The 26630-nt window shown below is 43.8% G+C and carries 31 protein-coding genes and 1 pseudogene; 11 read left to right on the forward strand and 21 right to left on the reverse strand.

What is annotated here, in order from left to right:
* Window positions 1–4: 4 nt before the first annotated feature.
* The 5 genes from L3V35_RS06965 (at window position 5) to L3V35_RS06985 (ending at window position 7634) form a co-directional block, all read left to right on the forward strand.
* Window positions 5–664, forward strand: coding sequence for a sugar transferase (locus L3V35_RS06965; RefSeq protein WP_237299026.1), 660 nt, complete (start codon window positions 5–7; stop codon window positions 662–664).
* Between the two features lie 217 nt (window positions 665–881).
* The gene (locus tag L3V35_RS06970) at window positions 882–1760 is read left to right on the forward strand and encodes a LysR family transcriptional regulator (RefSeq protein WP_054547772.1); all 879 of its coding nucleotides are present in this window, start codon (window positions 882–884) and stop codon (window positions 1758–1760) included.
* A 99-nt stretch (window positions 1761–1859) separates the two neighbouring features.
* Entirely contained in the window at window positions 1860–2993 is a 1134-nt protein-coding gene (locus L3V35_RS06975; protein WP_237299027.1) for an efflux RND transporter periplasmic adaptor subunit, read from the forward strand.
* 10 nt (window positions 2994–3003) lie between these two features.
* Entirely contained in the window at window positions 3004–6123 is a 3120-nt protein-coding gene (locus L3V35_RS06980; RefSeq protein WP_237299895.1) for an efflux RND transporter permease subunit, read from the forward strand.
* Between the two features lie 2 nt (window positions 6124–6125).
* Window positions 6126–7634: an efflux transporter outer membrane subunit gene (locus L3V35_RS06985; RefSeq protein ID WP_237299029.1), complete on the forward strand. Its 1509-nt coding sequence runs from the start codon at window positions 6126–6128 to the stop codon at window positions 7632–7634.
* A 109-nt stretch (window positions 7635–7743) separates the two neighbouring features.
* Here the strand turns inward: L3V35_RS06985 and L3V35_RS06990 are convergent, their stop codons facing one another.
* The 8 genes from L3V35_RS06990 to L3V35_RS07025 form a co-directional block, all read right to left on the reverse strand.
* Window positions 7744–8196: a hypothetical protein gene (locus L3V35_RS06990; protein ID WP_237299030.1), complete on the reverse strand. Its 453-nt coding sequence runs from the start codon at window positions 8194–8196 to the stop codon at window positions 7744–7746.
* Window positions 8197–8283: 87 nt separating this feature from the next.
* A complete protein-coding gene (locus tag L3V35_RS06995) occupies window positions 8284–8580 on the reverse strand; it encodes a hypothetical protein (RefSeq protein ID WP_346730171.1) in 297 nt (98 codons plus the stop codon).
* 105 nt (window positions 8581–8685) lie between these two features.
* Window positions 8686–9135, reverse strand: coding sequence for a DUF3291 domain-containing protein (locus L3V35_RS07000; protein WP_237299033.1), 450 nt, complete (start codon window positions 9133–9135; stop codon window positions 8686–8688).
* 93 nt (window positions 9136–9228) lie between these two features.
* A complete protein-coding gene (locus L3V35_RS07005) occupies window positions 9229–9687 on the reverse strand; it encodes a GNAT family N-acetyltransferase (RefSeq protein WP_237299035.1) in 459 nt (152 codons plus the stop codon).
* 81 nt (window positions 9688–9768) lie between these two features.
* Window positions 9769–10050: a hypothetical protein gene (locus tag L3V35_RS07010; RefSeq protein ID WP_237299037.1), complete on the reverse strand. Its 282-nt coding sequence runs from the start codon at window positions 10048–10050 to the stop codon at window positions 9769–9771.
* A gap of 193 nt (window positions 10051–10243) precedes the next feature.
* Entirely contained in the window at window positions 10244–10648 is a 405-nt protein-coding gene (locus L3V35_RS07015) for a DUF1801 domain-containing protein (RefSeq protein WP_237299038.1), read from the reverse strand.
* Between the two features lie 70 nt (window positions 10649–10718).
* Complete coding sequence (locus tag L3V35_RS07020) at window positions 10719–11198, reverse strand: ATP-binding protein (protein ID WP_237299039.1); 480 nt, start codon at window positions 11196–11198, stop codon at window positions 10719–10721.
* Window positions 11195–11401 carry a hypothetical protein gene (locus tag L3V35_RS07025; RefSeq protein WP_237299041.1) on the reverse strand — a complete coding sequence of 69 codons (207 nt, stop codon included), beginning with the start codon at window positions 11399–11401 and terminating at the stop codon, window positions 11195–11197. The genes L3V35_RS07020 and L3V35_RS07025 overlap by 4 nt, the downstream gene beginning before the upstream one ends.
* Before the next feature lie 239 nt (window positions 11402–11640).
* Between L3V35_RS07025 and L3V35_RS07030 the strand changes: the two genes are divergently transcribed.
* Window positions 11641–11937: a hypothetical protein gene (locus L3V35_RS07030; RefSeq protein WP_237299042.1), complete on the forward strand. Its 297-nt coding sequence runs from the start codon at window positions 11641–11643 to the stop codon at window positions 11935–11937.
* A 75-nt stretch (window positions 11938–12012) separates the two neighbouring features.
* On the opposite strand, the gene L3V35_RS07035 is transcribed toward L3V35_RS07030, so the two are convergent.
* Window positions 12013–12426 (reverse strand): GNAT family N-acetyltransferase, encoded by a 414-nt coding sequence (locus tag L3V35_RS07035; RefSeq protein ID WP_237299044.1) that lies wholly within the window; start codon window positions 12424–12426, stop codon window positions 12013–12015.
* 100 nt (window positions 12427–12526) lie between these two features.
* Between L3V35_RS07035 and L3V35_RS07040 the strand changes: the two genes are divergently transcribed.
* Window positions 12527–13552 (forward strand): IS110 family transposase, encoded by a 1026-nt coding sequence (locus tag L3V35_RS07040; RefSeq protein ID WP_237299046.1) that lies wholly within the window; start codon window positions 12527–12529, stop codon window positions 13550–13552.
* A 272-nt stretch (window positions 13553–13824) separates the two neighbouring features.
* Here the strand turns inward: L3V35_RS07040 and L3V35_RS07045 are convergent.
* From L3V35_RS07045 to artP, 8 genes and pseudogenes are all read right to left on the reverse strand, one after another.
* Window positions 13825–13942, reverse strand: a pseudogene (locus L3V35_RS07045) (DUF3265 domain-containing protein).
* Window positions 13939–14079 carry a hypothetical protein gene (locus tag L3V35_RS07050; protein ID WP_154142319.1) on the reverse strand — a complete coding sequence of 47 codons (141 nt, stop codon included), beginning with the start codon at window positions 14077–14079 and terminating at the stop codon, window positions 13939–13941. Before L3V35_RS07050 ends, L3V35_RS07045 begins: the two are co-directional and overlap by 4 nt.
* Window positions 14076–14594 carry a hypothetical protein gene (locus L3V35_RS07055; RefSeq protein ID WP_072611958.1) on the reverse strand — a complete coding sequence of 173 codons (519 nt, stop codon included), beginning with the start codon at window positions 14592–14594 and terminating at the stop codon, window positions 14076–14078. The genes L3V35_RS07050 and L3V35_RS07055 overlap by 4 nt, the downstream gene beginning before the upstream one ends.
* A gap of 139 nt (window positions 14595–14733) precedes the next feature.
* Window positions 14734–15180 (reverse strand): DUF4262 domain-containing protein, encoded by a 447-nt coding sequence (locus L3V35_RS07065; RefSeq protein ID WP_016788902.1) that lies wholly within the window; start codon window positions 15178–15180, stop codon window positions 14734–14736.
* A 315-nt stretch (window positions 15181–15495) separates the two neighbouring features.
* Window positions 15496–16164, reverse strand: a complete 669-nt coding sequence (gene artM, locus L3V35_RS07070; RefSeq protein WP_016769265.1) for an arginine ABC transporter permease ArtM — start codon at window positions 16162–16164, stop codon at window positions 15496–15498.
* Complete coding sequence (artQ, locus tag L3V35_RS07075) at window positions 16161–16847, reverse strand: arginine ABC transporter permease ArtQ (protein ID WP_010441036.1); 687 nt, start codon at window positions 16845–16847, stop codon at window positions 16161–16163. The genes artM and artQ overlap by 4 nt, the downstream gene beginning before the upstream one ends.
* A gap of 1 nt (window position 16848) precedes the next feature.
* Window positions 16849–17580: a lysine/arginine/ornithine ABC transporter substrate-binding protein gene (locus L3V35_RS07080; RefSeq protein WP_016769264.1), complete on the reverse strand. Its 732-nt coding sequence runs from the start codon at window positions 17578–17580 to the stop codon at window positions 16849–16851.
* Window positions 17581–17686: 106 nt separating this feature from the next.
* Window positions 17687–18415 carry an arginine ABC transporter ATP-binding protein ArtP gene (gene artP, locus L3V35_RS07085; protein ID WP_010441040.1) on the reverse strand — a complete coding sequence of 243 codons (729 nt, stop codon included), beginning with the start codon at window positions 18413–18415 and terminating at the stop codon, window positions 17687–17689.
* A gap of 605 nt (window positions 18416–19020) precedes the next feature.
* Between artP and L3V35_RS07090 the strand changes: the two genes are divergently transcribed.
* Window positions 19021–20856 (forward strand): ABC transporter ATP-binding protein/permease, encoded by a 1836-nt coding sequence (locus L3V35_RS07090; protein ID WP_237299048.1) that lies wholly within the window; start codon window positions 19021–19023, stop codon window positions 20854–20856.
* Window positions 20857–21076: 220 nt separating this feature from the next.
* Window positions 21077–21541, forward strand: coding sequence for an acyl-CoA thioesterase (locus L3V35_RS07095; RefSeq protein WP_016786146.1), 465 nt, complete (start codon window positions 21077–21079; stop codon window positions 21539–21541).
* 160 nt (window positions 21542–21701) lie between these two features.
* Here L3V35_RS07095 and L3V35_RS07100 read toward each other — a convergent pair whose 3' ends face one another.
* Window positions 21702–23957: a peptidase U32 family protein gene (locus tag L3V35_RS07100; RefSeq protein ID WP_054546343.1), complete on the reverse strand. Its 2256-nt coding sequence runs from the start codon at window positions 23955–23957 to the stop codon at window positions 21702–21704.
* Window positions 23958–24130: 173 nt separating this feature from the next.
* On the opposite strand from L3V35_RS07100, the gene L3V35_RS07105 reads away from it, so the two are divergent.
* Window positions 24131–24721: a glutathione S-transferase gene (locus tag L3V35_RS07105; RefSeq protein WP_237299896.1), complete on the forward strand. Its 591-nt coding sequence runs from the start codon at window positions 24131–24133 to the stop codon at window positions 24719–24721.
* A 212-nt stretch (window positions 24722–24933) separates the two neighbouring features.
* Here the strand turns inward: L3V35_RS07105 and L3V35_RS07110 are convergent, their stop codons facing one another.
* The 3 genes from L3V35_RS07110 to L3V35_RS07120 form a co-directional block, all read right to left on the reverse strand.
* The gene (locus L3V35_RS07110) at window positions 24934–25383 is read right to left on the reverse strand and encodes a GyrI-like domain-containing protein (RefSeq protein ID WP_237299050.1); all 450 of its coding nucleotides are present in this window, start codon (window positions 25381–25383) and stop codon (window positions 24934–24936) included.
* Window positions 25384–25450: 67 nt separating this feature from the next.
* Window positions 25451–25684 (reverse strand): hypothetical protein, encoded by a 234-nt coding sequence (locus tag L3V35_RS07115; RefSeq protein ID WP_004733848.1) that lies wholly within the window; start codon window positions 25682–25684, stop codon window positions 25451–25453.
* Window positions 25685–25692: 8 nt separating this feature from the next.
* A complete protein-coding gene (locus L3V35_RS07120) occupies window positions 25693–25944 on the reverse strand; it encodes a Rho-binding antiterminator (protein WP_237299052.1) in 252 nt (83 codons plus the stop codon).
* 220 nt (window positions 25945–26164) lie between these two features.
* Here L3V35_RS07120 and L3V35_RS07125 point away from each other — a divergent pair, with 220 nt between their 5' ends.
* Window positions 26165–26530, forward strand: coding sequence for a cytochrome c (locus L3V35_RS07125; protein ID WP_237299053.1), 366 nt, complete (start codon window positions 26165–26167; stop codon window positions 26528–26530).
* Window positions 26531–26630: the final 100 nt, after the last annotated feature.

A 26630-nucleotide genomic window follows, 5' to 3' on the forward strand; every position in this document is an offset into this window, starting at 1 on the left:
TATTATGATGAACATTGAACAGCTATCTACTCAAAACTTATACCAATACAAAATCTCACGTGCTAAACGTACGTTCGATTTCGTTAGCTCATTGATTGCGGTGATTTTGTTAGCGCCAGTATTTCCATTGATAGCGATGGCAATTGCACTTACTTCTCGCGGTCCTATTTTCTACCGCCAATTGCGTGTCGGTAAATCTACGCCGGAGAAAATGACAATCTTTGAAATCATGAAGTTCCGTAGCATGTACGAAGATGCAGAAACGCGTTCTGGCGCAGTCTGGGCTACCGCGAATGACCCACGAATTACACCCGTTGGACGCTTTTTGAGAAAGACACGTCTTGATGAACTCCCACAGCTGTTCAATGTATTGAAAGGTGAAATGTCTCTAATTGGTCCACGGCCTGAACGCCCTACTTTTTACACCAAACTAGAAAACGAAATCCCTTACTTTGCTGACCGTACATACGGCGTAATGCCTGGTATTACGGGGCTTGCACAAGTGAATCAAGGTTATGATACCTGTATTGATGATGTACGTCGTAAAGTGGGCTTTGACCATAGTTACGCATTAAGCCTATGTTCTGTTAAGTCTTGGATTGCCGCTGACCTCTCCATCATTTCTAAAACAATCATTGTGATGGTCGACGGTCGAGGTCGCTAAACTGATATGGTGTGAGGAGAAAGAACAAGTTGCCAAGTCCAAGGTGAAAAATAGAGCAGTCTTGTCCGATGTGAACACAAAGCCAGTTTTGATAATGGTTGATCAGCTGGCTTTTTACTGTCTTAAAATAAGCCAAAACCAAGAACGCTTCGATTTTAAAATCCAATTGGTATACGATGCCAACATACTGTTCTAAAGCCGATTAAATGCCGTTGTTATGAAAATCGAAGATCTTAAGCTATTTACCACTGTAGTCGAACTGGGTAGTTTTACTGCCGCAGCCAATGCACTTGACCTTCCCCGAGCTAACGTTAGCCGTAGAATTAACGACCTTGAGAAGTCTCTCGGCATTCAACTGTTTTTTAGAACTACACGAAGCCTCTCCTTAACCAAATCTGGCGAGCTCTATTACAAAGAACTACTCAATGCATTAAGTGCGCTCGACAAAGCGAATCATGTCGCTTCCAACCTTTCAGAAGTTGCACACGGGCAAGTTAAGATTGGTCTATTGCCTGAAACCAGCGACATCATGCAGTCGACTCTGTTTAAATTCCAAGATATGTACCCCAAGGTTGAGCTTGATATTCGCAACATTAGTAACGGCTTTGTCGACATGTACCGTCAAGGGTTAGACCTCGCTATGCATGGTGGTACGTTGAGCGACGCTAACGTGGTTGCTCGTAAAGTGATGGTTCTCCAACGTATTTTTGTCGCAAGCCCTGAGTTTCTAGAGAAACAAGGCAAGCCCTCAAACCTAAGAGAGCTCACCAATTACCCATTTGTTTGCTTCAGGTGGCCAAGTGGCGACATCGATAAACAATGGGACATCAAAGATCACATCATCAAAGTTGAACCTTCGGTCGTCAGCGACAGCATTGGCTTCGTGAAAGGCGGTGTAATTCGACATAGAGGCATCGCGTTGTTACCAGAACTCTTGGTACGACAGCAACTTAAAGACGGCAGTCTGATTAACCTGTTCCCCGACGAGAATCTTCAAGAAGAAGAAGCATGGCTGCTCTATCCTCAGCGTAAAGCGTTAAGCCATTCAGCACAGCTTTTGATTGATTTTTTATTACAAGAGCTTCCGAAACTATAGTTATTGTAACGAATAATGTGACAGTGTTTCACGTGCAGACTAGATTATCTAAACAAGACTGAAAGATAGAATTACTCCATAAATTGACAGGAGTAATCCATGAAGCCTATATCTCAACATTCATCTGTTTTGCAGCGTTCGTCTATCTTTCAGCAGACACCTACCTTCAAATACACAGTCATTGCACTAAGCCTAACCGCTCTGTTTGGCTGTAATGACTCTGAGGCAACGATAACTCAAAAACAAACGCGACCGATTCAAGTTATCCAACTTGAACCTCTTTCTCATCAAGTTGAAAAATCCTTCACGGGTAAATTGCAATCATCAGAAACGGCTGGCGTCGCATTTCGTGTGCCTGGCACTATTCAAAAAATGATGGTCTCGGTTGGTGATTCAGTTAAGAAAGGCCAACCGTTGGCACAACTCGACCCGCACGATTACCAAGTGGCATTGGAAGAGTTACAAGCACGAGCACTCGAAGCGAAATCTGCACACAAATTAGCGAAATCCGAACTTGTACGAGTAAAACAAGCCATCGCTGATAATGCGATTGCCGATGTTAACCTAGACCGTGCAATCAGCGGTTATGAACGAAGTGAAGCGGCGGTTAAAGTCGTAGAACAGAACATACGCCGCGCGAAAGATTCGATTCGTTATACCCAACTGCTCGCACCCTTCGACGGCGTGGTAGCAGCATCGAACTTCGATCAGTTTGAGCAAGTTCTGCCGGGCATTTCGGTTTTCACCATCCACAACCCTGATCAGCTTGAAGTTAAAATCCAAGTCCCAGAAAACTTGATTCATGAGTTCCAACCGAATCAAACCGCTGTTATCAATTGGTATGGCTCAGAGGAAAAGCTGATTGGGTACGCCGCTGAAATTGCAACTTCACCTCACCTGATCAAGCAAACCTACGCGGTTACCTACCATGTAGAAACAACCAACAAGTCAGTGTTGCCAGGAAAAGCCGTCACACTGACAACTCAACTTGGCGAAGCTAGCAGTAATTTTTGTTTACCGTATTCAGCGTTGGTGAATCAATCTGGCATCGAGCAAGTGTTCACGGTTAAGAACGAGCAAGCTCATGGCGTGACTGTGGACGTGGTTTCGATGTCCCAAAATACCGTATGTGTTGAATCAACGCTCAACGATGGTGATTTCGTCGTGGTGAGTGGTGCTCAGTACGTCATGGAAGGCCAACACTTCTCCGATATTCAAGTTAAGAGTCTGTAGGTAAATCATGATGAATCTAGCTGATTTTGCGATCAAACAACGCACCTTCATCCTGTTTTTCACTGCATTGAGTGTTATCGCAGGCCTGTTTTCTTACTTTGATCTTGGCAAGCTCGAAGATCCAAGCTTCACCATCAAAACGGCCGTCGTAGTAACGCTCTACCCCGGTGCTTCTGCGGATGAAGTGGAACAGCAAGTTACTGATACCGTCGAAACTAAACTGCAAGAGATGGGGTCATTAAACCGACTTCGTTCACTGTCTCGCCCTGGCATGTCGATGGTGTTTGTCGATCTCAAAGAGTCTCTTAATTCAAAAGCACTTCCTCAAGAGTGGGACTTATTGCGTCGCAAAGTATCTGACATGAAACTGTTATTGCCTTCGACTGCACAGATCAGTGTCGTACAAGACGAGTTCTCTGAAGTCTACGGCATGCTTTTCTCTATCCACAGTAAGGATGCGTCTCCTGCTGAGCTAAGACGTTACGCAGAAGAGTTGCAACGTCGAATTAAAACCGTCGATGGTATTAAGAAGATCGAATTACACGGCGTTCAGCCACGCGTTGTTCATATCGACATCCCAGATGAAAGGTTAGCGCAATACGGCCTATCTATCACACAAGTTTGGTCGCAGCTGAATACTCAAAACATGGCGTTCGATGCCGGTAAGTTTTCAGCAGGAACTGAACGAATCCGAGTTCAACAGTCGAGTGAGTTCGGTTCATTAGACGACATCAAAAACCTGATGATCAAAGGCGGCCTGAGTGAATTAGGAACCAGCTTAATCCGCTTAGGCGATATTGCAGACGTCACAATGGGCTACCAAGAGCCAATGATGACGAAGAACCGCTACAACGGCGTACCTGCAGTCACATTAGCGATGAGCCCAGTCACCGGCGTCAACGTGGTATCACTTGGTGATGAAATCAATCAAATCGTCAGCGATTTTCAAGCAACCCTGCCGTTAGGTGTTGATATCGCGACAGTTGCTAACCAACCGGAAGAAGTTCAGAAATCGATCGACAACTTCGTAAGCAACTTGCTAGAGAGTGTCGCGATTGTATTCATCGTCCTGTCTATATTCATGGGGCTAAAAAGCGCAACCATTGTCGGCTCAAGCTTACTGCTGACTATCTTGCTGACACTTATCTACATGAACATCGCTTCAATCGATTTACACCGAGTTTCGCTAGGTACGTTCATTCTTGCGCTTGGTATGTTGGTGGATAACGCCATTGTCATCACCGATATGATGATTGTGAAAATCAACAAAGGCGTTGACCGCACCAAAGCTGCCATTGATTCTGTTAAAGAGACCGCTACACCACTCTTTGGCGCGACAGTCATTGCTATCATGGGTGCGAGCCCTGTTATCTTTTCAAAAACCGATGCCGCTGAGTTCGCAAGCTCAGTATTCCTAATTATCGCCTCTTCACTGTTGTTGTCATGGTTTGTCGCAATGACCTTTACAGCTTTGATGTGTTGGTTCTTCATCAAGCCAACTAAGCAAGCTGACAATACCAAAGTGAGCTTATACCGTAAGAGCGTAAACTGGACGGTAGATAACCCACTCAAAGCACTTGCGGGACTCATTCCGCTGATTTTGGTCACTGCATTGGCTATCCCGAATATTGCCGTTAACTTTATTCCACAAGCCGACAGACCCATTCTGTTCTTAGATTACTGGCTGCCCAATGGCGCCAAGGTTGAACAGACCTCAGAAGACATGAAGCGTATCGAACAATGGTTGTTAGAGCAGCCGGAAGTCGAGAGTATTTCATCGTACATTGGTGCTGGCGCTCCTCGTTTCTCAGTGACGATTGAACCAGAGCCGTTTGACTCTGCTTACGGTCAGATCTTGATTAACGCGACCGATTTCCCTTCACTCAGCCCGTTGATTGCGCGTGGCGACAAATGGTTAATGGAAGAGTTTCCAAACGCCGATCCTCGCTTTAGAAGCTTAAAGCTTGCGACTTCGGATAAATTCAGTGTCGAAGCGCGTTTTTCAGGCCCAGATATCGAGGTACTGCACGGCTTATCTGAACAAGCGAAAGCTATCTTTGCTCGACACCCAGACACCAAGTACGTGCGTGACGACTGGCGTCAAAAGAGCAAAGTGCTAGAACCTGTCATCAACCAAGACAAGATGCGCCTTGCTGGCATCAACCGTGCAGATATTGCATTCGCGATGAAACGTGCGTCAGAAGGCATGCCGCTGGGTCGTATGAACTTAAACGACGAACTGGTGACGATTCAACTGCGTGGTACAGAAAGCTCTATTCAATCGCTAGAAACTTTGCCGGTACGTTCTCTATTGGGCATCCACAGCGTTCCACTAGGTCAAGTCATTGACGGGTTTGAGCTTACAAGCGAAGAGACCATGATTTGGCGTCGCGACCGAGTAAAAACCATCACAGCACAAGCTGGCGTTGGTCGCTACACCACACCTGCAGCAGTGAGAGACTCAGTTAAAGAACAAATAGAATCCATTCACCTTCCACACGGTTACCACTTGGAATGGGGTGGCGAATATTACGACGAGCATAAAGCGGTCAGCGATATTCTTAAACAGCTACCTAAAGCGATGTTGTTGATGGTGATCATCCTAGTTGCGATGTTTAATGGCTTTAAACAGCCAGTGATCATCTTCACCACCCTACCGCTTGCGGCGACGGGTGCAACATTCAGCTTGTTGCTGTTGGACAAACCGTTCGGCTTCATGGCGTTGATTGGCGCGGTAACGTTGACAGGTATGATCATCAAGAACGGCATCGTGTTGATGGACCAGATCGAGCTTGAACGTAAAGACGGTCGTTCACTGTCAGACGCAATTAAAGAAGCAACCGTGAACCGTACTATGGCGATCTCGATGGGAGCACTCACCACAGCACTTGGCATGATCCCGTTGCTTAGTGACCTGCTGTTTGATCAGATGGCGGCGACCATTATCGGTGGCTTGGCTGCGGCAACCGTGTTGTCTCTGTTTGTAATGCCTGCGCTGTACAAGCTCTTCTATCGAACTGAAGAAAAAAAGACAGTGGCTGAAGCCATTAAAGATGCTGTAGTTGTGCTCGATGCGACGCCTCAGTCTACAAACAGCGGCACTACAACCTCATTCAACAAGGAGCAATAAACATGTATCCATTAACTAAGTTTAAAGTGGCTCCTATTGCTCTTGCCTTATTGCTGACAGGTTGTGCGGTTGGCCCTGATTACGATGAACCGCAAACGACTATGGCTGAGACCTACTTATATAGCCAAGGTGATGTGAACCAAGATGGCGTGAGCCAAAACGAACAGCACAACCATTGGTGGACACAGTTCAATGATCCAACGCTCAATCAGTTAGTGGCTGATGTTCAAAGCCAGAATATCCCGCTTAAACTGGCCGCTGAGCGAATCAACATGGCGAACTCATATAAGAGCGTTGTGGAGTCATTCAAAGTTCCGACCATCAATGTCGGCGGTGGTTATTACAACTACCAACTGAGTGAGAACAACTCCCTACTCGGCCCGGTATTTGGCGCCTCTGATGCAGTTGAATCAGCGACGGGCATGTCGTTATTGGAAGCCCAACACGATGGTGGGTTCTTAGGCGCAAGCATCGCATGGGAAATGGACTTGTTTGGACGTATCGATAAGCAATCCAACGCGGCGACGATTCGAGTTGAACAAGCCGAGATATTCCAATCGGGTTTGAACACCTTGATCACTGCCGATGTCATTCACAACTACCTGCAATATCGTGGCGCTCAAGAGCGAAAAGCGATCGCACTAGAGAACATTTCCGACCAAAAGCAGACTTTAGAACTGGTCACCAAAGTTGTTCGTAGCGGCTATGGCTCGGAGTTAGATCTTGCTCAAGCCAAAGCCATGCTTGCCGCGACTGAATCCATTGTTCCTCAACTTGAAATCGCAGAGCAAGTTCACAAACAACGTATGGCAGTGTTGTTAGGCGAATCACTTACGAGCGTGAACCAACGTTTAGCGGGTGAATTTACGTTACCGAGAATGAACGATGTGATTCCGACAGGCTTACCTTCTGACTTGTTAGAACAACGCCCAGACATCCGAATTGCAGAACGAGAAATGGCAGCCATTAACGAAGAACTCGGCGCAAGCATTGCCAATCGCTATCCAAAATTCTTCCTAACGGGTACGCCAGGAGTAACTGCAGGAAGTTTTGATGACCTATTCGGTAGCGATTCATTCGGTTGGGCGGCATCTGCTGGCATAAGTTGGAATGTATTCGATGGTGGCCGAGGGGAAGCCATGGTGGAAATGAACGAAGCAAGGTTCCGTTCTGCAGCGCTTAACTATCAACACTCAGTTGATAGCGCCTTTGCGGAAGTCGATTCAAGCTTGTTTGCCTATGGCCGTAGCCAAGAGAACCAAAAGCGCATCGATGAAGCCACCCTCGCCGTCGACAACGCAGTGAGCAAGGCAAAGTCGCTCTATAAAGCAGGTCTAGTCGATTACTTGTCGGTCTTAGACGCACAAAGACAACAAAAAGCGATGCAAGATTGCCAAGTCGCCGCCAAGCTTCAAACCGCCAATGCCACGATTGCGGTGTATAAAGCGTTAGGTGGCGATTGGAAAGTAGCTAATGAAACACAGAGTGTCGAATTAGCCCACGTTAACTAGGCTCTTTGTTCTCTGCTGAATGATGTAATAAGCGTAATAAAAAATACCGCCGATATCGTCGGCGGTATTTTTGTTACTGAAAGTCGCTGTGGCAATTGTGCACCCATGTTTAACGGATACGTACCTTTCCAACTGGGTTTAAACGACTAAATCGGTATTTAGGGTAATAGATCCAAAACAGATCTTCGTTCTTAGAGTCTTGAGCTATCAATAACTCAACTTCGCCAGAGTTAATAACAATACGTACTTTACTTTTTGACAAAGGTTTCGTTCTATTCATCGTTACGTAGTTACTACTTCTCAAAGAATCTAACAATTTAGATTCCTCAAACTCCTCATGAGTCTCCACAACGAAACTCGACACGCTCAGCTCTTCAGCGAGGATCTTTCGGATTTGATACTTCTGAGAGAGAAACAGAACGATACTGATTGCTGCGACTCCACTTAATAGAATCAACGCTTTTATATTTTTACGCCAGACCCCAACAAAAAGAGCTGAAAGTAAGCTTACAATAAAAACTAAGGAGGTAACCGTAAACCAAATATCTAAATAATCGCCCATAATTACCCTATTCACCTCAACCTAGTTTAAGTACCCCTGATCATGTCTTCCATGATGAAAGTGAACTATTTACGCGACAACCAATGACTAGGAATTAGACGCTTCGTTGCTGTCTGTATCTACGGTTTTGATCAGAGGACCAGCGCACTCGACAAAATCACCGATATCAAAAGTATCTGGCGCATCGGCTCCGCCCGTCACACCAAAACTGCCTTTCACCGTTGGATCCTTCTCAGTCTTATCTACGTCTAAAATGATCTCTACTTTATACGTGTGACCATCAGGAAGGAGTTTGGCACACTCTTCCAGTGTTGAAGCGGTAGCACTCATGCTGAAACCGAATAAACACATCGCAAGTACACTACTTTTCATTTTCAACATCATAAAACCTCTCGAAGACTATAGAAACATCATACCAATAACCGACTAATCTTCACGGGAGTTGGCATAAAAACGTCTAAAAAACATAATGTTGGTTATCTATGAACGCTATTTTGGCGCTTCTGATGCTGTAAAGTTGGTTTTAAAAGTGAAGGCATACGGCGAATCACCAATTTTTCTGAGGTGTTCAAGCCGCTCTATCGCTTCTTCGAGTGTGGGAATATGGTCTGCTTCAATCCACCAAAGAACATAAGTATCTTCAGGTAATCGATGAAACCAGTCCCTCTTTCGGCGCATGAAATCACGGTGATGTGTGCGGAACATGAAGTTCTTTAACGAATCCACAGAGTCCCACACCGACATGTTCACGATCATATTCGGATTATCGAAAGCTTGGACGTTGGTGGCGTCACCAGATTCATCTTTCAGACGCCAAACGAACCCTTCACTGCTTTCTGCGATTCCATTAACCAACTCTAAGTTATCGACAAACTCTTTTATTTCTGGCGCATCTAACGGGTATTTAGCCAGAGCGATATTTAACTGAGCTAATTTCATAATGTTTCTTCCTTGATAAATTATGAGTAAAACACTTCGGATACACTTAACCTTCTAAGCCCCCGATTTTATAACGAATCGAAATACTCACGCCTAGAAGTAATCTGGTATTCGTCCATCAAACTCAGAAGAGTCGTTCGAAATATACATACAATCAGAACCTACTATGCCCACAAAGCCAAGCCTATTATAAAATTGATGCTCAATGTCGCTGTGTAGGTATAAAGCCTTACAATTATGATGAATGAATAACTCCGTTTTTAGCAAGTTGATCAACTCAGACGCATAGCCTTGGTGTCGTAATTTTTGTGGCGTAGCCACGGAGCCAATACCGAAACATCCTTTTGCAAGGCCAAACATGTCACTGTAAACGATTAGAGATGAGACGACTCTATCCTTCTCGACTAGCACATACCAAGTGCCAGATAAGTACTTTTCACTGATACGACAACCTGTTAAGTAATCGTCTAACGTCAAGCCATCCCCCCAAACATCGAAGCCCATTGTATAAATGGTATCTAGCTCATGAAGCTGTGCTTTTCTTAAGTGCATTACTCTAAATATCCTGACTCAACGAACCTATGTAATACCACATTACCGAGACAACGACGGCAACTCACAGATACCAGCAAACTAAAGAACAGCCACGCCTTCAACTTCAATCACAGAGTTAACATTAGCGCGTTCGATTATCTTGAGTAACGTCGTTTGGATTAGCTCATTATCTCGGATTTCGGTTTCGCAAGAAAAACGCTCTTCTTGGACACCATCGCCCTCACCCAACATAAATTGAACCGCGACTTCCGTTGCAAGATCTTTGGTCGTTCCGAAATACGCTAAAGTGATTTTTGGGTATCCGTGGTCGCCTTTTTTAACCTGCTTTGCGATACGTTTCTTAGCTTTATCTAAATTCATACAACTACCTTTAAGTCTGAAATACAAGGTGACTAAAACACCTTTTTAAACGGTAAGCAATACAATCAGCGTTGGTTATATAGATTCCCTAGCCTCTTGATACTAATCAAGATGGTACAGTCTTAGTGATTTAAAGAGTGATAGCTAGAGCACAGATAACCAGTTTAGGAAATATGATGACAACACGTAAGAACTACGCGCCAAGAAGCAGCAGATGTTTTCGTTGTTGATAAGTCAGGGCTAGCTCTAAGCACTGCTTGATTGGTGCTTTGGGAAGTGGTTCTGTTAGGTTCAAGACGATTGCCCGATTACCTTGAAATACCAATGTGCCATCGTGCAATTCTCTGAATGTGTCGACTAGCTTGGTTTGACAGTTAAAGAACAAGTAATAGTTGTTTGGTGATTTAAATTTCCAGTCGATTCGAATTGGGCTACCCGTCTTAACGCTGTAACTCGGCTCGCCCCATTTCAGAGACTCTTCGACTTCACCTAGCTCTAAATCAGAGCAAAGCTCAAAGATTAACGAACGCAGCTCTTCAAGCCGAGCTCGAACATCATTGGGATACTCATCGAAATGTGTTTTGATTGCCTTGTCCATTAAACCTCCGATTCACTTGTTGCGGTACTAAGGAGCTGCTAACTCAAATTAGGTTTGGCTACATAACTTGTTAAGCGTCTTGTTTAACCCAAACAACATTTTCATTTGAAGTTGGAACCTCAAACCAAGACCAAAACAGATCTAACATTTCCGGTGTCATTTCATAAGATTTGCCATTCAGTTCCGAGTTACGACTGAATGCCCTCTCCTTACAAGTCTCAAGCGGAACACCAAGGTAGTGAACTTCGCTGTCCACACCTAGGTTTGATGCCCAGCTTATAAAAGAATCCCGATCAGACTTACGCCAAAAACCGAAATCAAAAACTACCGGAACATCCAAGGAAAACAGCTGCATTGCAGAGTCCTTGAATAACCCTTGAAGCGTAGCCAACCGGCGATCAAAAACTTCACGCTCCATATGCTCGCCATACAAAGGAATCATCCACTCATCGATTGAGAAACGAAAGGCGCCATGCTTTTCTGCAAGCGCTTTAGAGTAAGTCGTTTTACCTGAGCCAATAAAGCCACATACGAAGTAGATTTTAATCATGATGCCCCTTTAGTCTGCTTGTTACGCATGATCCTTTCTTTTAGAAGTGTACCAATACTGCTAACTACAAACGTAAAAGTAAACGCCACAATTGGTCGATAGAAATCAAACGCACCATCCGTCATAAAAAAGTACTGATGAATGGCGACACCAAAGCCAACCCCTATTGCGAGCTTCAAGTTCTTGAAAATTCGTTGTTTCATGTTCATTCCCTTGTAGAAAGCAAAACTATGTATAGGTGTAAGTGACGTTATGACCAGATCTTAAATCATTGTGATATAGACGCTTAAACTAAAGTAAGCCGAAATTGGACATCGCTTTTAAATTTCTTGCATGCTCATTACAACACACATTGTCCTACTGATTTTTAGGTATTAATTATTTTTTGATTATGCCGGCTTGGCAATTTATGATCTATGGATGTAATTCAGAGAAACCCAAAATGACATATAAGAACGTAATAAAAATCTCAGCTATCGGTACACGCGGTAAAGTTAAAGGCCTAGAGTTCGTCGCAAAAAGGAACCTCGATGGTCAATATATACTAAATGGAAAAGTTCATACGCCCACCGATTCTAATAGGACCAACAAAGCTAAGAATAAGGTATATGCGTCTACACTGACTGAGGCCGCCAACCTGCTTTCAACCAACGAATACTTAATCAACTTAACCTGTACAGATCCGATCGGAGGGCGATCTCTACGCGAGTACAACAAAGTAAAGGTTACTGAAGGCTAAAACAATATCGACAAGGATGTCACCACTAGCTCGGGTCAACTACAGAATCACTCTTAAATGCTTTGTTAGCAGTACTTATAGCACTTTAACCATAAAGTACTTACACCCGTCCTTAGGGTAGCCTTCTTGTGTCCACTGAGTAACGTAACCATGCTTCTCGTAAAACGGCATAGCTTGAAAGTTAAGAGTATCCAAAAGGCACTTTTTGCATCCCCGCTCTATACCCGCTTTCTCTATTTCATTTAGGATCTTTGAACCAATATTTCGACCTCTTAATTCATCTGAAACCCAAAGAGTATCGAGCAAAAGCCAATCTCCAAAAGAACGAGCAGCCGCCCCCGCAATTACTTCCCCAGAATTATTTTTAATTTGAGCGGCTAAAGGAAGCCTTTCATTTACCTCCCAGTTAGCCCAATTAAATTCATCAATCTTTTTGTCGAGATAATCAATTAATTCTTGTTCGGGATTATCCAAAACTTCAATGTTCATTTACTACTCCGATTTAATCTGTACTGCTAACGAATGACATGGATTCCCCCTCCCGAGGATCTGCCACACTTATGTGGTACTTAAATGCATCGGAGGCACCATGTCTGATTATTCTTATTTCTGCGGTATCGACCTAGCCAAAAACCACTTTAGTCTTCATGCCGTAGACCAAAATGGTAAGGTCATACTTCATAAGTCAGTAACCCGCTCTAAACTACTGACTACAATAGCAAATATGCCACTCATGCGTATAGGCGTTGAAGCGTGTGGTGGTGCACATTATTGGGCAGGAACACTCAATAAACTGGGTCACGACGCCCGCATTATGGCTGTTAAATACGTAATCCCTTATCGAACTAAGGGAAAGAACGACCTTAATGATGCTGTTACTATCTGCGAAGCTGTTCAGCGACCATCCACTCGCTTTGTACCCGTAAAATCCCTCGAGCAACAAGCCATCTTATCGGTACATAGAATGAGAGATCATTGGGTTCGTGAACGCACCGCGCTTATGAATCGCATGCGCGCCCTACTTTCTGAGTTCGGGTTGATCATTCCCGTTGGTCGCTCTTCATTGATGAAACAGGTTCCCTTAATGTTCGAAGATGCAGAAAGTGAACTGCCACATCTCGCTAGAACAGTAATAGCCGATGCTTATCACCACCTTGGAGAATTAAATCAACGTATCGCCGATACTGAGCAAGTCTTTGATTCTTTTGCTAAGGTCATCGCTAATGTTCAACGAGTGATGAAAGTTCGAGGTATTGGGCCACAAACCGCTACTGCGATACTTGCTTCGATAGGCAATGGTTCTCAATTTGATAAAAGCCGTAATTTTTCTGCTTGGCTAGGACTAGTACCAAAGCAATATTCCACAGGAGGAAAACCTCGGTTAGGCCGAATAACCAAACACGGTGATAAATATTTACGAACGCTATTAGTTCACGGAGCAAGGACCGTGATTGCCAACCTTGGCGACAAGCAAGATAAGTTAAGTCAGTGGTGCAGAGGCGTTCTGGAACGAAGAGGAATGAACCGAGCGATAGTGGCACTGGCCGCGAAGAACGCACGAATTATATGGTCGCTTTCACACAATCAAACCGAATATGAAAACTATGCTGCTTAAGTAAAAACCTAAGCAACATAAAGAGTTAAACCCACCGGGTCATTGCAGACGCTAATGATGGAGATAGGTTAAGACCACTTGCGGAGAGCCTGTTAATGCGGCGGACACACTAGATGTCATCTAACGAATAAGGCACCGCAGTCGCGTAAAGTCATCAGGGCCACGACGTATGCGAATCGTCGATAAGTAGGCCGAATGTAGAGCGGCAGTCCAAAACCCATCAACATAAGTTTAGCGGATGTTTGACAACCGGGGGAATCCATGTAGCCCTGTTAAGGTGTGAGCAACGCAATACTGAAGCTCCCGCATACCACCTTAAACACAAAACGCAACGCATAGCAAAAATGCCAAGCGTTGCGAATCACTCTTAAACAGTTTGTTATATTTTATTTATCCTCGGAATCATCGTTACGATTATCGGAATAGCTTTCAAAGATCATTTCAAGCTCAGGAGCTTCGGCTTCCATAGGTTCTGGCTCTGGAAGTTGCTCTTGTGGGTTATTATCGTCAAAGTCATATTTACTCATGTTTTACTCCATATTTCGACAAAGATCAGGATGGTAGAAGTAAAAAAGCACCAACCTGAAAACACTATTTCATTGTACGCTTTACGTACATACTTTAGTTTCTTTTCATATTCTTCGTTCGTTTTATCAATACCTTGAGCGTATCTACGAGCCAAGGCTAGATAAACCGTATCAAGTTTTTGCTTTTTAAAAAACTCAATCATTTCATTGTCAGCTTTTAATTTAACTAGCGTCCGTAGCTTTATACTTCGTAAAACCATACTCCAAGTTGAACATAAAGAAAGGAAAGTGAACACAATAGAAATGACAACAGCCCAACCTAAAACATCCTGAGGTGGGAAAATTTTGTCTGAAACCCACCGGACAAGGAGAACATATGCACTCAGAGCAAATGTCGCTGAAGTTAGAAACTTAACCGCCTTTTCTTCTAAACGATTAAACCTAGCTCTTGCTGCATCAAATTGTTCTTTTTGATATTTATAAAGCTCTTCGTACTTTTTTACATCAACTTCCAACCACAAATCTCCAATTAAAATATAACGCCTTGTTAAGGTGTGAGGCACGCAATACCTGAGCCTCCGCATACCACCTTAACCACTAAAATCAACGCATAGTAAAAATGCCACACGTGCCGAATCACTCTTGAACAATTTGTTAGTTTGCATATAGCTTAGGTAAAAACCATTTAAAATTTGCGGATGCTTCAGAATCCCAAGGCCAAACACCAGAAGTATCCGGATAGATGAACTGAAGGACTTTGAAATTATTGCCTTTGTAAAGCCAGTTAGCCCAACCAAAGTATTCAGCGTAGTATTCTGGACTTACTTCTTTAAAAGTTATATCAAATCCTTCAAGGAAGTCTGAATAGTATTCATCTGGCTTAAATATCTCACCAGCTTTAACTCTATTGTTGTATTCGTTTGCAATCCAATGTGCTACTTCTTGATTTAAACCGGTGATTATTATCTCTGGTTGACTGCTTGTTTTCTCTATACCAATTGAATAAGAGAATCCTGGGTACTCATCCTCTTCCATTATATGGAGAATATGACATCCGCACTGTTCTATATCTTTAAGCGCTTTTTCTTCGTATTGATCCATAATCTACCTTTGTAAAACTAACAGCTATATTAGACAGAAAAATTCTGCATTTAAATACAGAATCATTCTATCTAGTTTCATATGGTCAGAACTCTACCATGATTAATCACCGCATTTCAGTGATTTAAAACATAGATAAACTCATTGAATGATAAAATGCAGAATATTTCTATATAGTATGATTTTAGCGAAAACCGCACTAAACTGTATATAATCGCAGTACCCCTACACCTACCCCAAACACAAAAAAGCCTGCCATCTATGTGAACATAAATGGCAGGCTTTATACGTTAGTTAAGCTTGTGAGTAGTTAGCTTATACCGCTTCGAATGCGAGGGCTTTCTTCTCTACTTGGCGGAAGATCAGCGTTAATACACCGTTCACTGCTAAGTAGAATGCGCCAGCAATACCGAACACGGTGAGCGTGTCGTAGGTTTGGCCGTTGATACGCTGAGCGTAGCCCATCAAATCCATGATGGTGATGGTGCTTGCCAGTGAGGTGCCTTTGAAGACTAAAATCACTTCGTTTGAATAAGCAGGAACCGCGCGGCGCAGTGCGTATGGCAGTAACACTTTAAGCGTTGCGATTTTGTCCATACCTAGCGCACGACATGCTTCCCATTGCCCAGCAGGAATCGCGTTGAATGCGCCTCTGAATAGTAGCGTGCTGTACGCTGCGGTGTTCAAAGCTAATGCTAACATCGCGCAGAACCAAGGTTGGCTTAACCATGTCCACAGGAAGCTTTCACGAATCCAATCGAATTGACCCGGACCGTAATACACCAAGAAGATTTGAACCAATAATGGTGTGCCGGTGAACAGCGTAATGATGCCACGAGTTAACCAGTGAATCGCAGGTATTCTTAAGATTAACGTTACTGTCATCAGCAATGACAAAATACAACCAACAAGCAATGAAGCACCTGTCAGTTGAAGACTGGTCGCCAAGCCTTCAAGCATTTGAGAGAGGTATTGTTGATTCATGCCATTGCCCCTTTGCTACCCAAACCTTGAATAGAGAACTTACCATCAATCACTTTTACTAATCTTTGTGTGATTAAAGTGATGACCAAGTAGATTGCTGCTGCTGTCGCGTACCAAGTGAATGCTTCGTGCGTTGCTGCAGATGTTAATTGTGCTTGTTTCAATAGATCGGTTACGCCAATCAGTGAAACCAATGCGGTGTCTTTTAATAGAACCAACCATTGGTTCGTTAAACCTGGTAGTGCGTGTCTTACTGCTTGTGGCAATACAACTCTGAAGAAAGCGCGAGATTGAGGAATACCCAATGCACTCGCCGCTTCTCTCTGCCCTTTACTTACTGCTTTCAATGCACCACGAATGGTTTGTGAAGCGTAAGAAGCGAAGATAAGTGACAGTGCAACAACTCCAGATAAGAACGGGCTAACTTCAACAAAGTCACCAGTGATCATAAAAAGCACTTGTGTTGAGCCAAAGTAGATAAACAGAACCACCAAAATTTCTGGTAGACCACGTACGATAGTCACGAACGCGGTTGTCGGCCATTTGATTGCAATACGACGAGACATTTCACCGCCAGCAAACAGTACCGCTAAAACTAATCCGACCAATAGACTTACGAACGCAAGCTGAACTGTCATCCAGCTTGCTTCGACGAGCCCTAAAGAGTAACCCGTTAACTGCATATTACTTACCGAAGTACTTGTTGAAAATCTTGTCGTATTCGCCGTTCGCTTTCACGGCTGCAAGTGCTGTGTTCAGCTGGTCTACAAGTTCTTGATTGCTCTTGTTTACTGCGATACCAAAGCCGTTACCGAAGTACTCTTGGTTTGTTACTTGGTCGCCAACGTACGTTAGGTTGTCTTGCTTCTTGAACCATTCTGCTACAACGGCTGTGTCACCGAATACAGAATCGATACGACCATTTTTCATGTCGATGAATGCATCTTGGTAGCTTGAGTAAGGTACCGCTGTTACACCCGTCATTTGCTCAAGTAGGAAGCTCTGGTGAGTAGAACCGTTTTGAACACCAACACGCTTACCTTCTAATGCCGCTTGGTCTGCTACTTTGCCTTCGATAGAGATGAACGCTGCAGAGTTGTCGTAGTACGCATCAGAGAAGTTCACTTGTTGAAGACGCGCTTCAGTGATATCCATTGCTGAGATAGCTGCATCGTAACGTTTGAACTTAAGAGCCGGGATCAAGCTATCGAATGCTTGGTTGTGGAAAGTACAGGTTGCTTTCAATTCTTCACAAAGTGCGTTTGCTAGGTCTACGTCAAAACCTTGAATTTGGTTGTTCTCATCCATGTACTCGAATGGTGCGTAAGTTGCTTCCATTGCGAATTTGATTTCTTCTTGCGCCGCTGCGTTGAAAGAAGCAAGGCCGATAAGTGAAGCTAGTAGAATCTTTTTCATTTTGTTACTCCGAATACTGTTAGATAGTGGCCTGTGGCCATTCTTATAATTTGATTGTTTTTTCTAAATGTTATTTTTGAACGAAATCATCTTGTTTTAGCTGAATCTAATGAGTTAAATACTCGGCAAACTCAGGTGTCTGCGGATTAACGAATGAATCGCTGGTGCCGTGTTCGACGATGTACCCTTTCTCTAGGTACAGAACGTGGCTAGCAATCTTCTTCGCGAAATCGACTTCATGCGTCACGACCACTTGGGTAATGCCAGTTCCACTCAATTCTTTAATAATGCTCACGACTTGGTTAGTAATCTCAGGATCAAGCGCTGCCGTTGGTTCATCAAACAGCAGCACGTCTGGCTTCATCATCAATGCACGTGCAATCGCGACACGCTGTTGTTGGCCGCCAGAGAGTTGAAGTGGCCAAGCGTCTGCTTTGTCTGCAAGCTGTAACGTGGTTAATACCGTTTTCGCTTGTTTAATGGCTTCTTGTTTGTCTAAGCCTGCAACCTTGGTCGGGGCTTCAATTAAGTTCTCCATTACCGTCATGTGTGGCCATAAGTTGTATTGCTGGAACACCATGCCGACTTTACGACGTAATTTTAGACCCTGTTTTTCTTGGATCTGACCTGCAAAATCGAATTGCTCGTTCGCAATGTCTAATTCGCCGTTGTCCGCGATTTCCAGTAGGTTCAAAACACGCAGTAGTGAACTCTTGCCTGCACCACTTGGGCCAAGCAGTACCAAGGTTTCGCCGCTTTCACAGTTAAAACTGATGTCGTGAAGAACTTGGGTATCACCGTATGATTTGTTGATGCTCTTTACTTGAATACTCATGCCACAATACTGCATTAATTGTCATTTGTTGGTTATTCTATTCAAACTGAAGTTTTATGCAAGATAAATGTATAAAAAACTACTTTGTTGAATTTATGTAACAAATATTGCGCAAAAAACAGTCTCAATGACTGGTCATACATCTATAAATCGCACCTCGTTGATTAAGGTGAAGAACGGGACAAATAGCAAACGTTTTACTCATGTTCTATAAATCACTGTTCAGTATCAACTCTATGAATACACTCTTGTATTCGCGTCAATTTGCCTGCATAAAAATCAGGGATAAATAACCAGTTGGGATGCCTAACCTAAGTACTAGGTAATGCTTAATTTTTCTTTTAGTTTCCTCGCTCCTATTCACTTCACGTATATGAAATATTGGAAATTGAGTTTCCTAGGGAGCGTCACGCGGCAATAAATGCTTTAATGGCTCGTACTTACCAACAACGAATCGTTATCTACAAAAGATATTTGCCCAGAACAAGTACTAACGAATAACGAATAACGAATAACGAATAACGAATAACGAGTATTTGTTAGCAACAGATAAGCACCAGCGACAAGTCATCATTCTTAAAGCGACAACACACTAAGGCCGTCATATGCAAAACGATGTCTCTTCTACGTTCGACTCAAACCAACAACAGACTCAGCGATCGACTCAACAAGCACCAGAACCCAAACCTGAGAAGAAAAGCCTCAGCATTTTGTTTGAGCTAAGTAAGTTCATTCAACCCTATAAAGGGAGAGTGATCACCGCTCTGCTCGCGTTGATCTTTACGGCAAGCTTAACGCTGTCTGTTGGCCACGGTATTCGTCTGCTTATCGATCAGGGGTTTAGCCAACGTTCATTAGAAGATTTAGGCAGTGCGATTCAATTCATCATGGTGGTCGTGGTATTAATCTCGATTGGTACCTTTTTCCGCTTTTATTTGGTCTCTTCTGTTGGGGAGCGTGTGAGTGCGGATATTCGCCTATCGGTTTTCAACCACGTTGTGACGCTGCACCCGAGTTACTTCGAAACCAATGGCAGTGGCGACATCATGTCGCGTATCACAACCGACACAACTCTGCTTCAAAGCATCATTGGTTCGTCATTTTCTATGGCGATGCGAAGCGCGCTAATGTGTATTGGCGCAATCATCATGTTGTTTGCGACCAACATTAAGCTAACGCTGATCGTGTTGGCCTCTGTTCCGTTTATCTTGATCCCGATTTTGGTATACGGACGACGTGTGAGAGCTCTCTCTCGCCAAAGCCAGGATTCGATGTCTGATGTAGGCTCTTATGCTGGCGAAGCGATTGAACACATCAAAACAGTGCAAAGCTACAGCCGAGAAGCACAAGAGAAAGCATCATTCGCAATTGAAGTAGAAAAGGCTTACGAAATTGGTCGCCAACGCGTAAAGCAGCGTGCGATTCTTATCTCTGGTGTGATTGTTATCGTGTTCAGTGCGATTGCAGGCATGCTTTGGGTTGGCGGCAGTGACGTTATCAACGGCACTATGTCGGCGGGTGATCTGGCTGCATTTGTCTTCTACGCGATCATGGTTGCTTCATCGCTAGGTACGATTTCTGAAGTGATGGGTGAATTGCAACGTGCGGCAGGTGCGACAGAACGATTAATTGAAATTCTACAAGTTGAAAGCCACATTGTGGCGCCTGTAGAAAACCCAACACCACTGGATAACGTGACACCAGAAGTCGCTTTTGATGATGTGACCTTCTGTTACCCATCAAGACCCGACCAGCCCGCAACAAGCAACCTCACGCTCACAGCCCATGAAGGCAAAGTATTGGCATTGGTTGGCCCGTCTGGCGCAGGTAAAACAACCCTATTCGAACTGTTGCAACGTTTCTACGACCCACAAGTAGGTAAAGTGACGTTAGGCGGTGTTGAACTGAATCAGTTTGATCCGAACGAATTAAGAAAGCAGATGGCGTTAGTTCCTCAGCAACCCGCCCTGTTCAGTAACGATGTGTTCCACAACATTCGCTACGGCAACCCGCAGGCAACAGACGAGCAAGTTATCGAAGCAGCGAAGAAAGCGCACGCACATGAGTTCATCCAAAACCTACCTGAAGGCTATCACAGCTTTCTTGGTGAACGCGGTGTAAGGCTTTCTGGTGGCCAGAGACAACGTATTGCGATTGCTCGTGCCATCCTAAAAGATCCAAACATTCTATTGTTGGACGAAGCAACCAGTGCGCTAGACAGCGAAAGTGAGCATCACGTACAACAAGCGTTAGAAGAGTTAATGCGTGGTAGAACGACGATCATTATCGCCCATCGATTATCAACAATTAAACACGCCGACCAGATTGCAGTGCTCGATAAAGGACAGCTAGTAGACATCGGCGACCACCAGTCGCTCATCAATAGCTGTGAACTGTACCAACGATTGGTTGAACTCCAATTCAAACACCTCAGTAGCTAAGTTGTAGAGCAAAAGCGTTTAAGTCATTGGTTCACTAAAGGCTAAGTCACTGACATTGTGTGGTTTCAAGCTTCAAAAACTTAAATCACACGTGTTGCAGTTTTGTTAATTTAGCGGTAGGGTTTTTATTCCAATAACAACTTATCCCGATGAAGGATAAGCCGATAACATTAATTACCCAGATAACATTAACTACACAGATAAAAATAAGAGAGTTCGCATGGAAGCACTATTATCTGACTACCCGGTAGTAACAGAAATCCCAGTCGCTTGGGGAGAAATGGACGCACTCAATCACGTTAACAACGCCGTATATTTTCGCTATTTCGAAACCGCTCGCTTAGATTTTTTCAAGCACGTTGAGCTGATGGAAGAGATGGCGATTACCAAAGTTGGCCCTGTTCTTGGTGACACTTACTGTAAGTATTTCCGCCCAGTCACGTATCCAGATACGTTGATGATTGGCTCTCGTGTCACTGATATTCAAGATGACCGATTCACCATGGAATACGCGATTGTCAGTAAAACTCAGCAGAAACTGACGACCATAGGCACCGCGACTATCGTGATGTTTGATTTTGCTTCGAATCAAAAAGCCCTGCTCTCGCTGCGCTTAACCAATGAAATCGAAAAGATGAACACGTTGAAAAGCCCATGCTTCAAACAAGAAGCCGTGACGGAATAGCGTATTCGCTGATTCAAAACGACTCAGACATTAAAAAGGCCACTCGATTGAGTGGCCTTATGTTTATTGGTTCTGAGTGCTTATAAGCGGTTAAGACTTATAGACCTTGAACGCTCTCTACCTTGAACGCTCTCACCTTAGAAGCTATAAACCTTGAACCCTATAAGCCTTGGACGTATTGAGCATTAGTTCGAACTTCAACCATCTGCTCTAGGTTCTGTTGTGAGCCATCAACGCCGTCAATCAAACCTTGGAAGTGCTTAATCAGCTCTACTTTGTCTTGTACTTCTTTCGAGCCCGCGCCGATGTTGGTTAGGTCGATGAAGAACTCGTCGAACAGACCCGAGAAATCCGTTACAGCGTCATGGTTTAAGAACTGCTCGTGGTTGTAAATGCTTGGGTAGCCACCCTTCTGTTTATCAACCGCGAAAGAGATGCCTTTCACGTTGGTAATCGTGGTCGCTTTCTCACACTTCAACATACAACCGGCTTCAATGCTTGGCTTGTTACAACCCACAGTTCTTTGGAAGAAACACTGGCGGCTGGTCATCATCAAGATTGGGTGGTAGATGCTGTAGAACAGTTTGAAGTTCTCTGGGCGGCGAATATGACGAATCTGACCTTTGTTGATCTCGTTCGAAATGAAAGCACCAGCACAGTTCAGCTCTTCTTTCAGCGTAACCAGTGCGTGAGAGTTGGTCGTGTTCATGAACGGGCCTGCAACCCACTCAATTCCCATCTCGTAAGCTTTGTAAGCAATACCCGTGTTGTTGGTCACGATGCGAGCTGGCTTGATCTCTTCAAGAATACGAACCGCTTCGTCGTAATCTTTGCCGATTAATACTGCTGGGAACCAAGGAATCAAACGTGGGTTTGCTGCCAAGATGTCGATGTACTTGTTACAACGCTTCTTGAAGCTTTCAGGCAGTTTGAAATAAACATCCGCGTCAGTTACGTCACACAGGTGCAAGTCTTCCACATCAGCGATAAGCATCGACATGGTTGGCTTCTCGTTAACCTTTGGTTGCTGAGGCAGTGCTGGCACTTCAACGTGCTTAATCACTTTCACAGAACCGTTTAAGATGAAATCGATTTCGTCTTTTAAGACCGACACTTCTTTCAAAGGAAGAATCAGACCTTCATCTAAGTTGTCGTAGTTACAGTTTTCTAGCGTATGAACCGCACTCTTCACTGATTTGAAACGCTTCTCAAGTAACGCCTGAGTAATCGCAGTCTCTTTAGCTGTTGCCAATAATGATTGAGATTGAACCGTAAAATTTTCTTTTGGTGTGTTCACTGTCACCGTAAATGGTTGACCCACCTTAGCGCTAAACGACAATGACACGGGTGTTTTACGAATATCAAGGAACTCGATCTTGTCGCGCATTTCACTGCCTAGGGCATTTTTCGCTTCATAAAGATCGCTGGTCACTTCTTGAATTTGTACGACTGAGATTTCATTGTTCTCTTTCGTCGCTTTATCAACGGCGTAGTTCATGCTGTTGTCACGAGGATTATCAATGAACATGTCTTTCGTTAAGTTGCCCTTAAGGAAAGAGTTAGTGAAATCACGGTTGAATACTTTGTGCAGGTTTGAATCGTCTTCGATCAACAAACCACTTTCTACAAAGCTATCAATTTGTTTGCGCCACGTATCAACCACTGTGTATACGTAGTGTGCGCCTTTGATACGGCCTTCAACTTTCAATGAGTCGACTTTCGCGTCAACCAATTCAGGTAGGTCGTAGTACGCTGAATTATCTTTCAGATTCAGTGGGAATTTGTTTCCTGCATCAGTGATTTCGTATTCATCACGACATGCTTGACTACAACGGCCACGGTTACCTGAGTTACCCACACTTACTGAGCTTGAGTAACATTGGCCAGAGAATGCGATACACAAAGCGCCATGTACAAACACTTCGGTTAGAACATCGTGGTCGTGTGCCACTTCCGTCAGCATTTTGATTTCTGGCAGGTTCAATTCACGAGACAAGTTAACGCGTGTTGCGCCAATTTTAGACAAGAACTTAATCTGGCCTTCGTTGTGTGTCGTTAACTGAGTCGATGCGTGAACATCTAACGATGGGAAATGCTTTTTCACCAAATCGAACAAACCAAGATCTTGGACGATGATGCCATCAAGCTTAGTGTTCACAAGCTGGTTCAACAGTTTAGTGATGCTCTTAATTTCATGCTCCAGCAGCACAACGTTAAGAGTCAGAAACACTTCACAACCGTATTCATGAGCAAGGCGAATCACACCATTCAACTCATCTAACGATAGGTTAGAGGCTCTGTTACGAGCGTTGAAGGTGTCTAAACCGCAATAAACTGCATTGGCACCGGCCACGATAGCTGCTTTAATCGCCTCTACATCGCCACCTGGGGCTAATAACTCAATCTTTCTGCTCATTTTTGAAGTCGCTCACTTACTTATAATTTTTAAGCCGCGTATTCTACCTACATCACGATCTCTTTACCACCTAACAACACTTTTCAAACTAAATGACCTCAATAATGCCAAACGAATCCGATTTACCTATCCTTTATTCTTTACGTCGCTGCCCTTACGCCATGCGCGGACGAATGGGCATCGCACTATCACAGCAAAAAGTGTTACTTCGAGAAATCGTTACCAAAGACAAGCCTAGCGAACTATTGGCCAGTTCGCCAAAAGGCACCGTTCCGGTATTGGTGTTGCCAGATGGACAAATCATTGAGCAGAGCTTGGATGTGATGAACTGGGCACTTCAGCAAAACGATCCTCAAGATCTTCTGCGTTCAAGTAATCCAACACTTAGCCAACAAGTCCACCAGCTCATCAAAATCAACGATGAAGATTTTATTGGCCACTTAGAAAAGTACAGAGCGTCTGTTCGTTATCGAAACATCGATGTTGAACTACGTCGACAAGCCTGCGAAGCGTTCATTAGTCAGTTAGAAGCGCTACTCACCGATCAGCCCTACTTTTTCGGAGAAACCCCAAGCTTGGCCGACTTTGCCGTGATGCCTTTTGTCAGCCAGTTTGTACGAGTCGAAAAGAAGTGGTTTGTACAATCTGAGTACCAAAACGTAAGACGTTGGTTAAGAGCGCACTTGGAAAGTAAGCTCTACACCCAAGTCATGAAGCAATACCCTTTATGGAATGAAACCAAGCAAGATTGTGTTTTTGGGTGACTTAAGGGAATTTGGGTGATCTAGGGGAATTCAGAGTTAGATAAGGCGTGGGTATTAAGGTAATTACGTGACACTGTATCTTATTTGTAATAAACAGATATTCAAAGGCTTAGCTGTCTCTTTACCGGTAACTACTGTCTCTTAACTGGATACTGCAGTCCTTTAACCGGATGTTAGAGTCTAAGTTAAGCCTTTTGTTTATTTTAAACTGATCACTGAATCGCTATCGAGATTTCGACTTCGGTTTCGCCTTTGTAGAATTCAAAATCTGTTGTGTAAGTTCGAACATGTGGGCAATCTGCAGCGTTGAAATACGCCCACACTTCACCCCATAGGTCGATCACTGCTTGAGGGAGTTTACCTTCAGCAGAAAACGTTAAGTATTTGCCTGCTTGTATTTCGGTTTCGACAAGCGCATCTAAATTGTTATCGGTGAGTGCGCTAGTACAAGCGATGACATCAAATTCACCCGTAAAGTCAGACTCGTAGTTTGTGTAGACACCATACACCTTTGAATCTGGTGTCAGTTTAGGAAACGCTTGGTCAAAAAAGCCCTGCCACAATTGCCCTATCTTGGCTTTGGCTGGGTCAATCTCATCGGTATTAGTGGTTCTTACTGAAAAACCATACGCCTTTACGGCTTCAATCGTTTCTACTCTCATTCGTTTTATTCCTAAGCCAATTGACGATCTAACTGTATTGAATCCAATGTTTTGTAAAATAACGCGACTAATCTTGTATCTCTTTATGGCCACACTTTTCACAGACAAGGTGACGAGAAAACTCATCCATTGACGCGATAAACGGGCCAAGGAACCAACCTTTTATCATGCCTGCCCAAAACTCGCTTCGCTTTTGGTTAGGTTTGTCTGCAAACGCACTCGTCTTTCTGACCAACACAACAACGTGTTGTGTGTCTTCTCTGCACGCGGTGCAATAGCATTGTTCTATGGTGTTATTCATTTGAAAGCCTATGACGTTTTGAATGAAATCTGCTGAAAATGAGGATTGTCGACACAGACTTCTAGTGTGGAAAGATCAGTGAGTACGACAAGTTGTTCTACACCTTGAATACTGACCTTAATGCACTCTTCACGGCTATCATTGTGTTGAGTATCTAATCCGACACATTCAATCTGCTCGCCAGACTTCAGCGTTAATTTGATTGGGTATCGGTGCATACACACAATCTCAATATAATCGTAATCGTTGCAACTAATCATAATACCCCTCCAATTCATCCACCACGCTAATGCGACACGCCATACTATGCAATATGCATATAATCAATCATTTACCCAAATCACATTGATGTTCGTCCGTAACTAAACTTGCTTCTAAACCTACTTCTAAACTTAGCTTAATCCCGCTTTACCCATTCACGTTTCTTCTACTCACGCCTGCTTATTCTTTCATTGTTAAATAATAATTGAGAACAATACAATGAAAACCATGAACCACTTACACGTGTTAGCTTTCTTAGGTTTAGTCGCTGCAATGATGACGTTTAATGCGAGTGCCGCCTCAGAAATCGATGCGAGGCACTTTGCCAATGGTAAAGCCAAATACACGCAGCTTTGTCAGGTGTGTCATGGCGACAAAGGACACGGTGATGGCCCCACTGCCGCTTCATTGCCACACAAGCCCGCCAATATCGCTAATAAACTAGGCGGCTTTTTTACCAGTCCAAGTTCTGTGGCGGATGACATTTTAGAGGGTAACGTAGAACAAGGTATGCCAGCGTGGAAAGGTACAATTACCAAGCAAGATGCTCTGGATATTCTGACGTACGTAGAAGCTATCCAATAGTAAACGCTGTTCCATTCGCCTTTTGAACCGATATATCTGTTAATACTCCTCGTTCTATTGCGCTATCTATTTGATTGATTACACTCAATTTAATGGATAG

The organism is Vibrio sp. L5-1, from assembly GCF_021728315.1.
GTDB classification, from domain to species: domain Bacteria; phylum Pseudomonadota; class Gammaproteobacteria; order Enterobacterales; family Vibrionaceae; genus Vibrio; species Vibrio splendidus_K.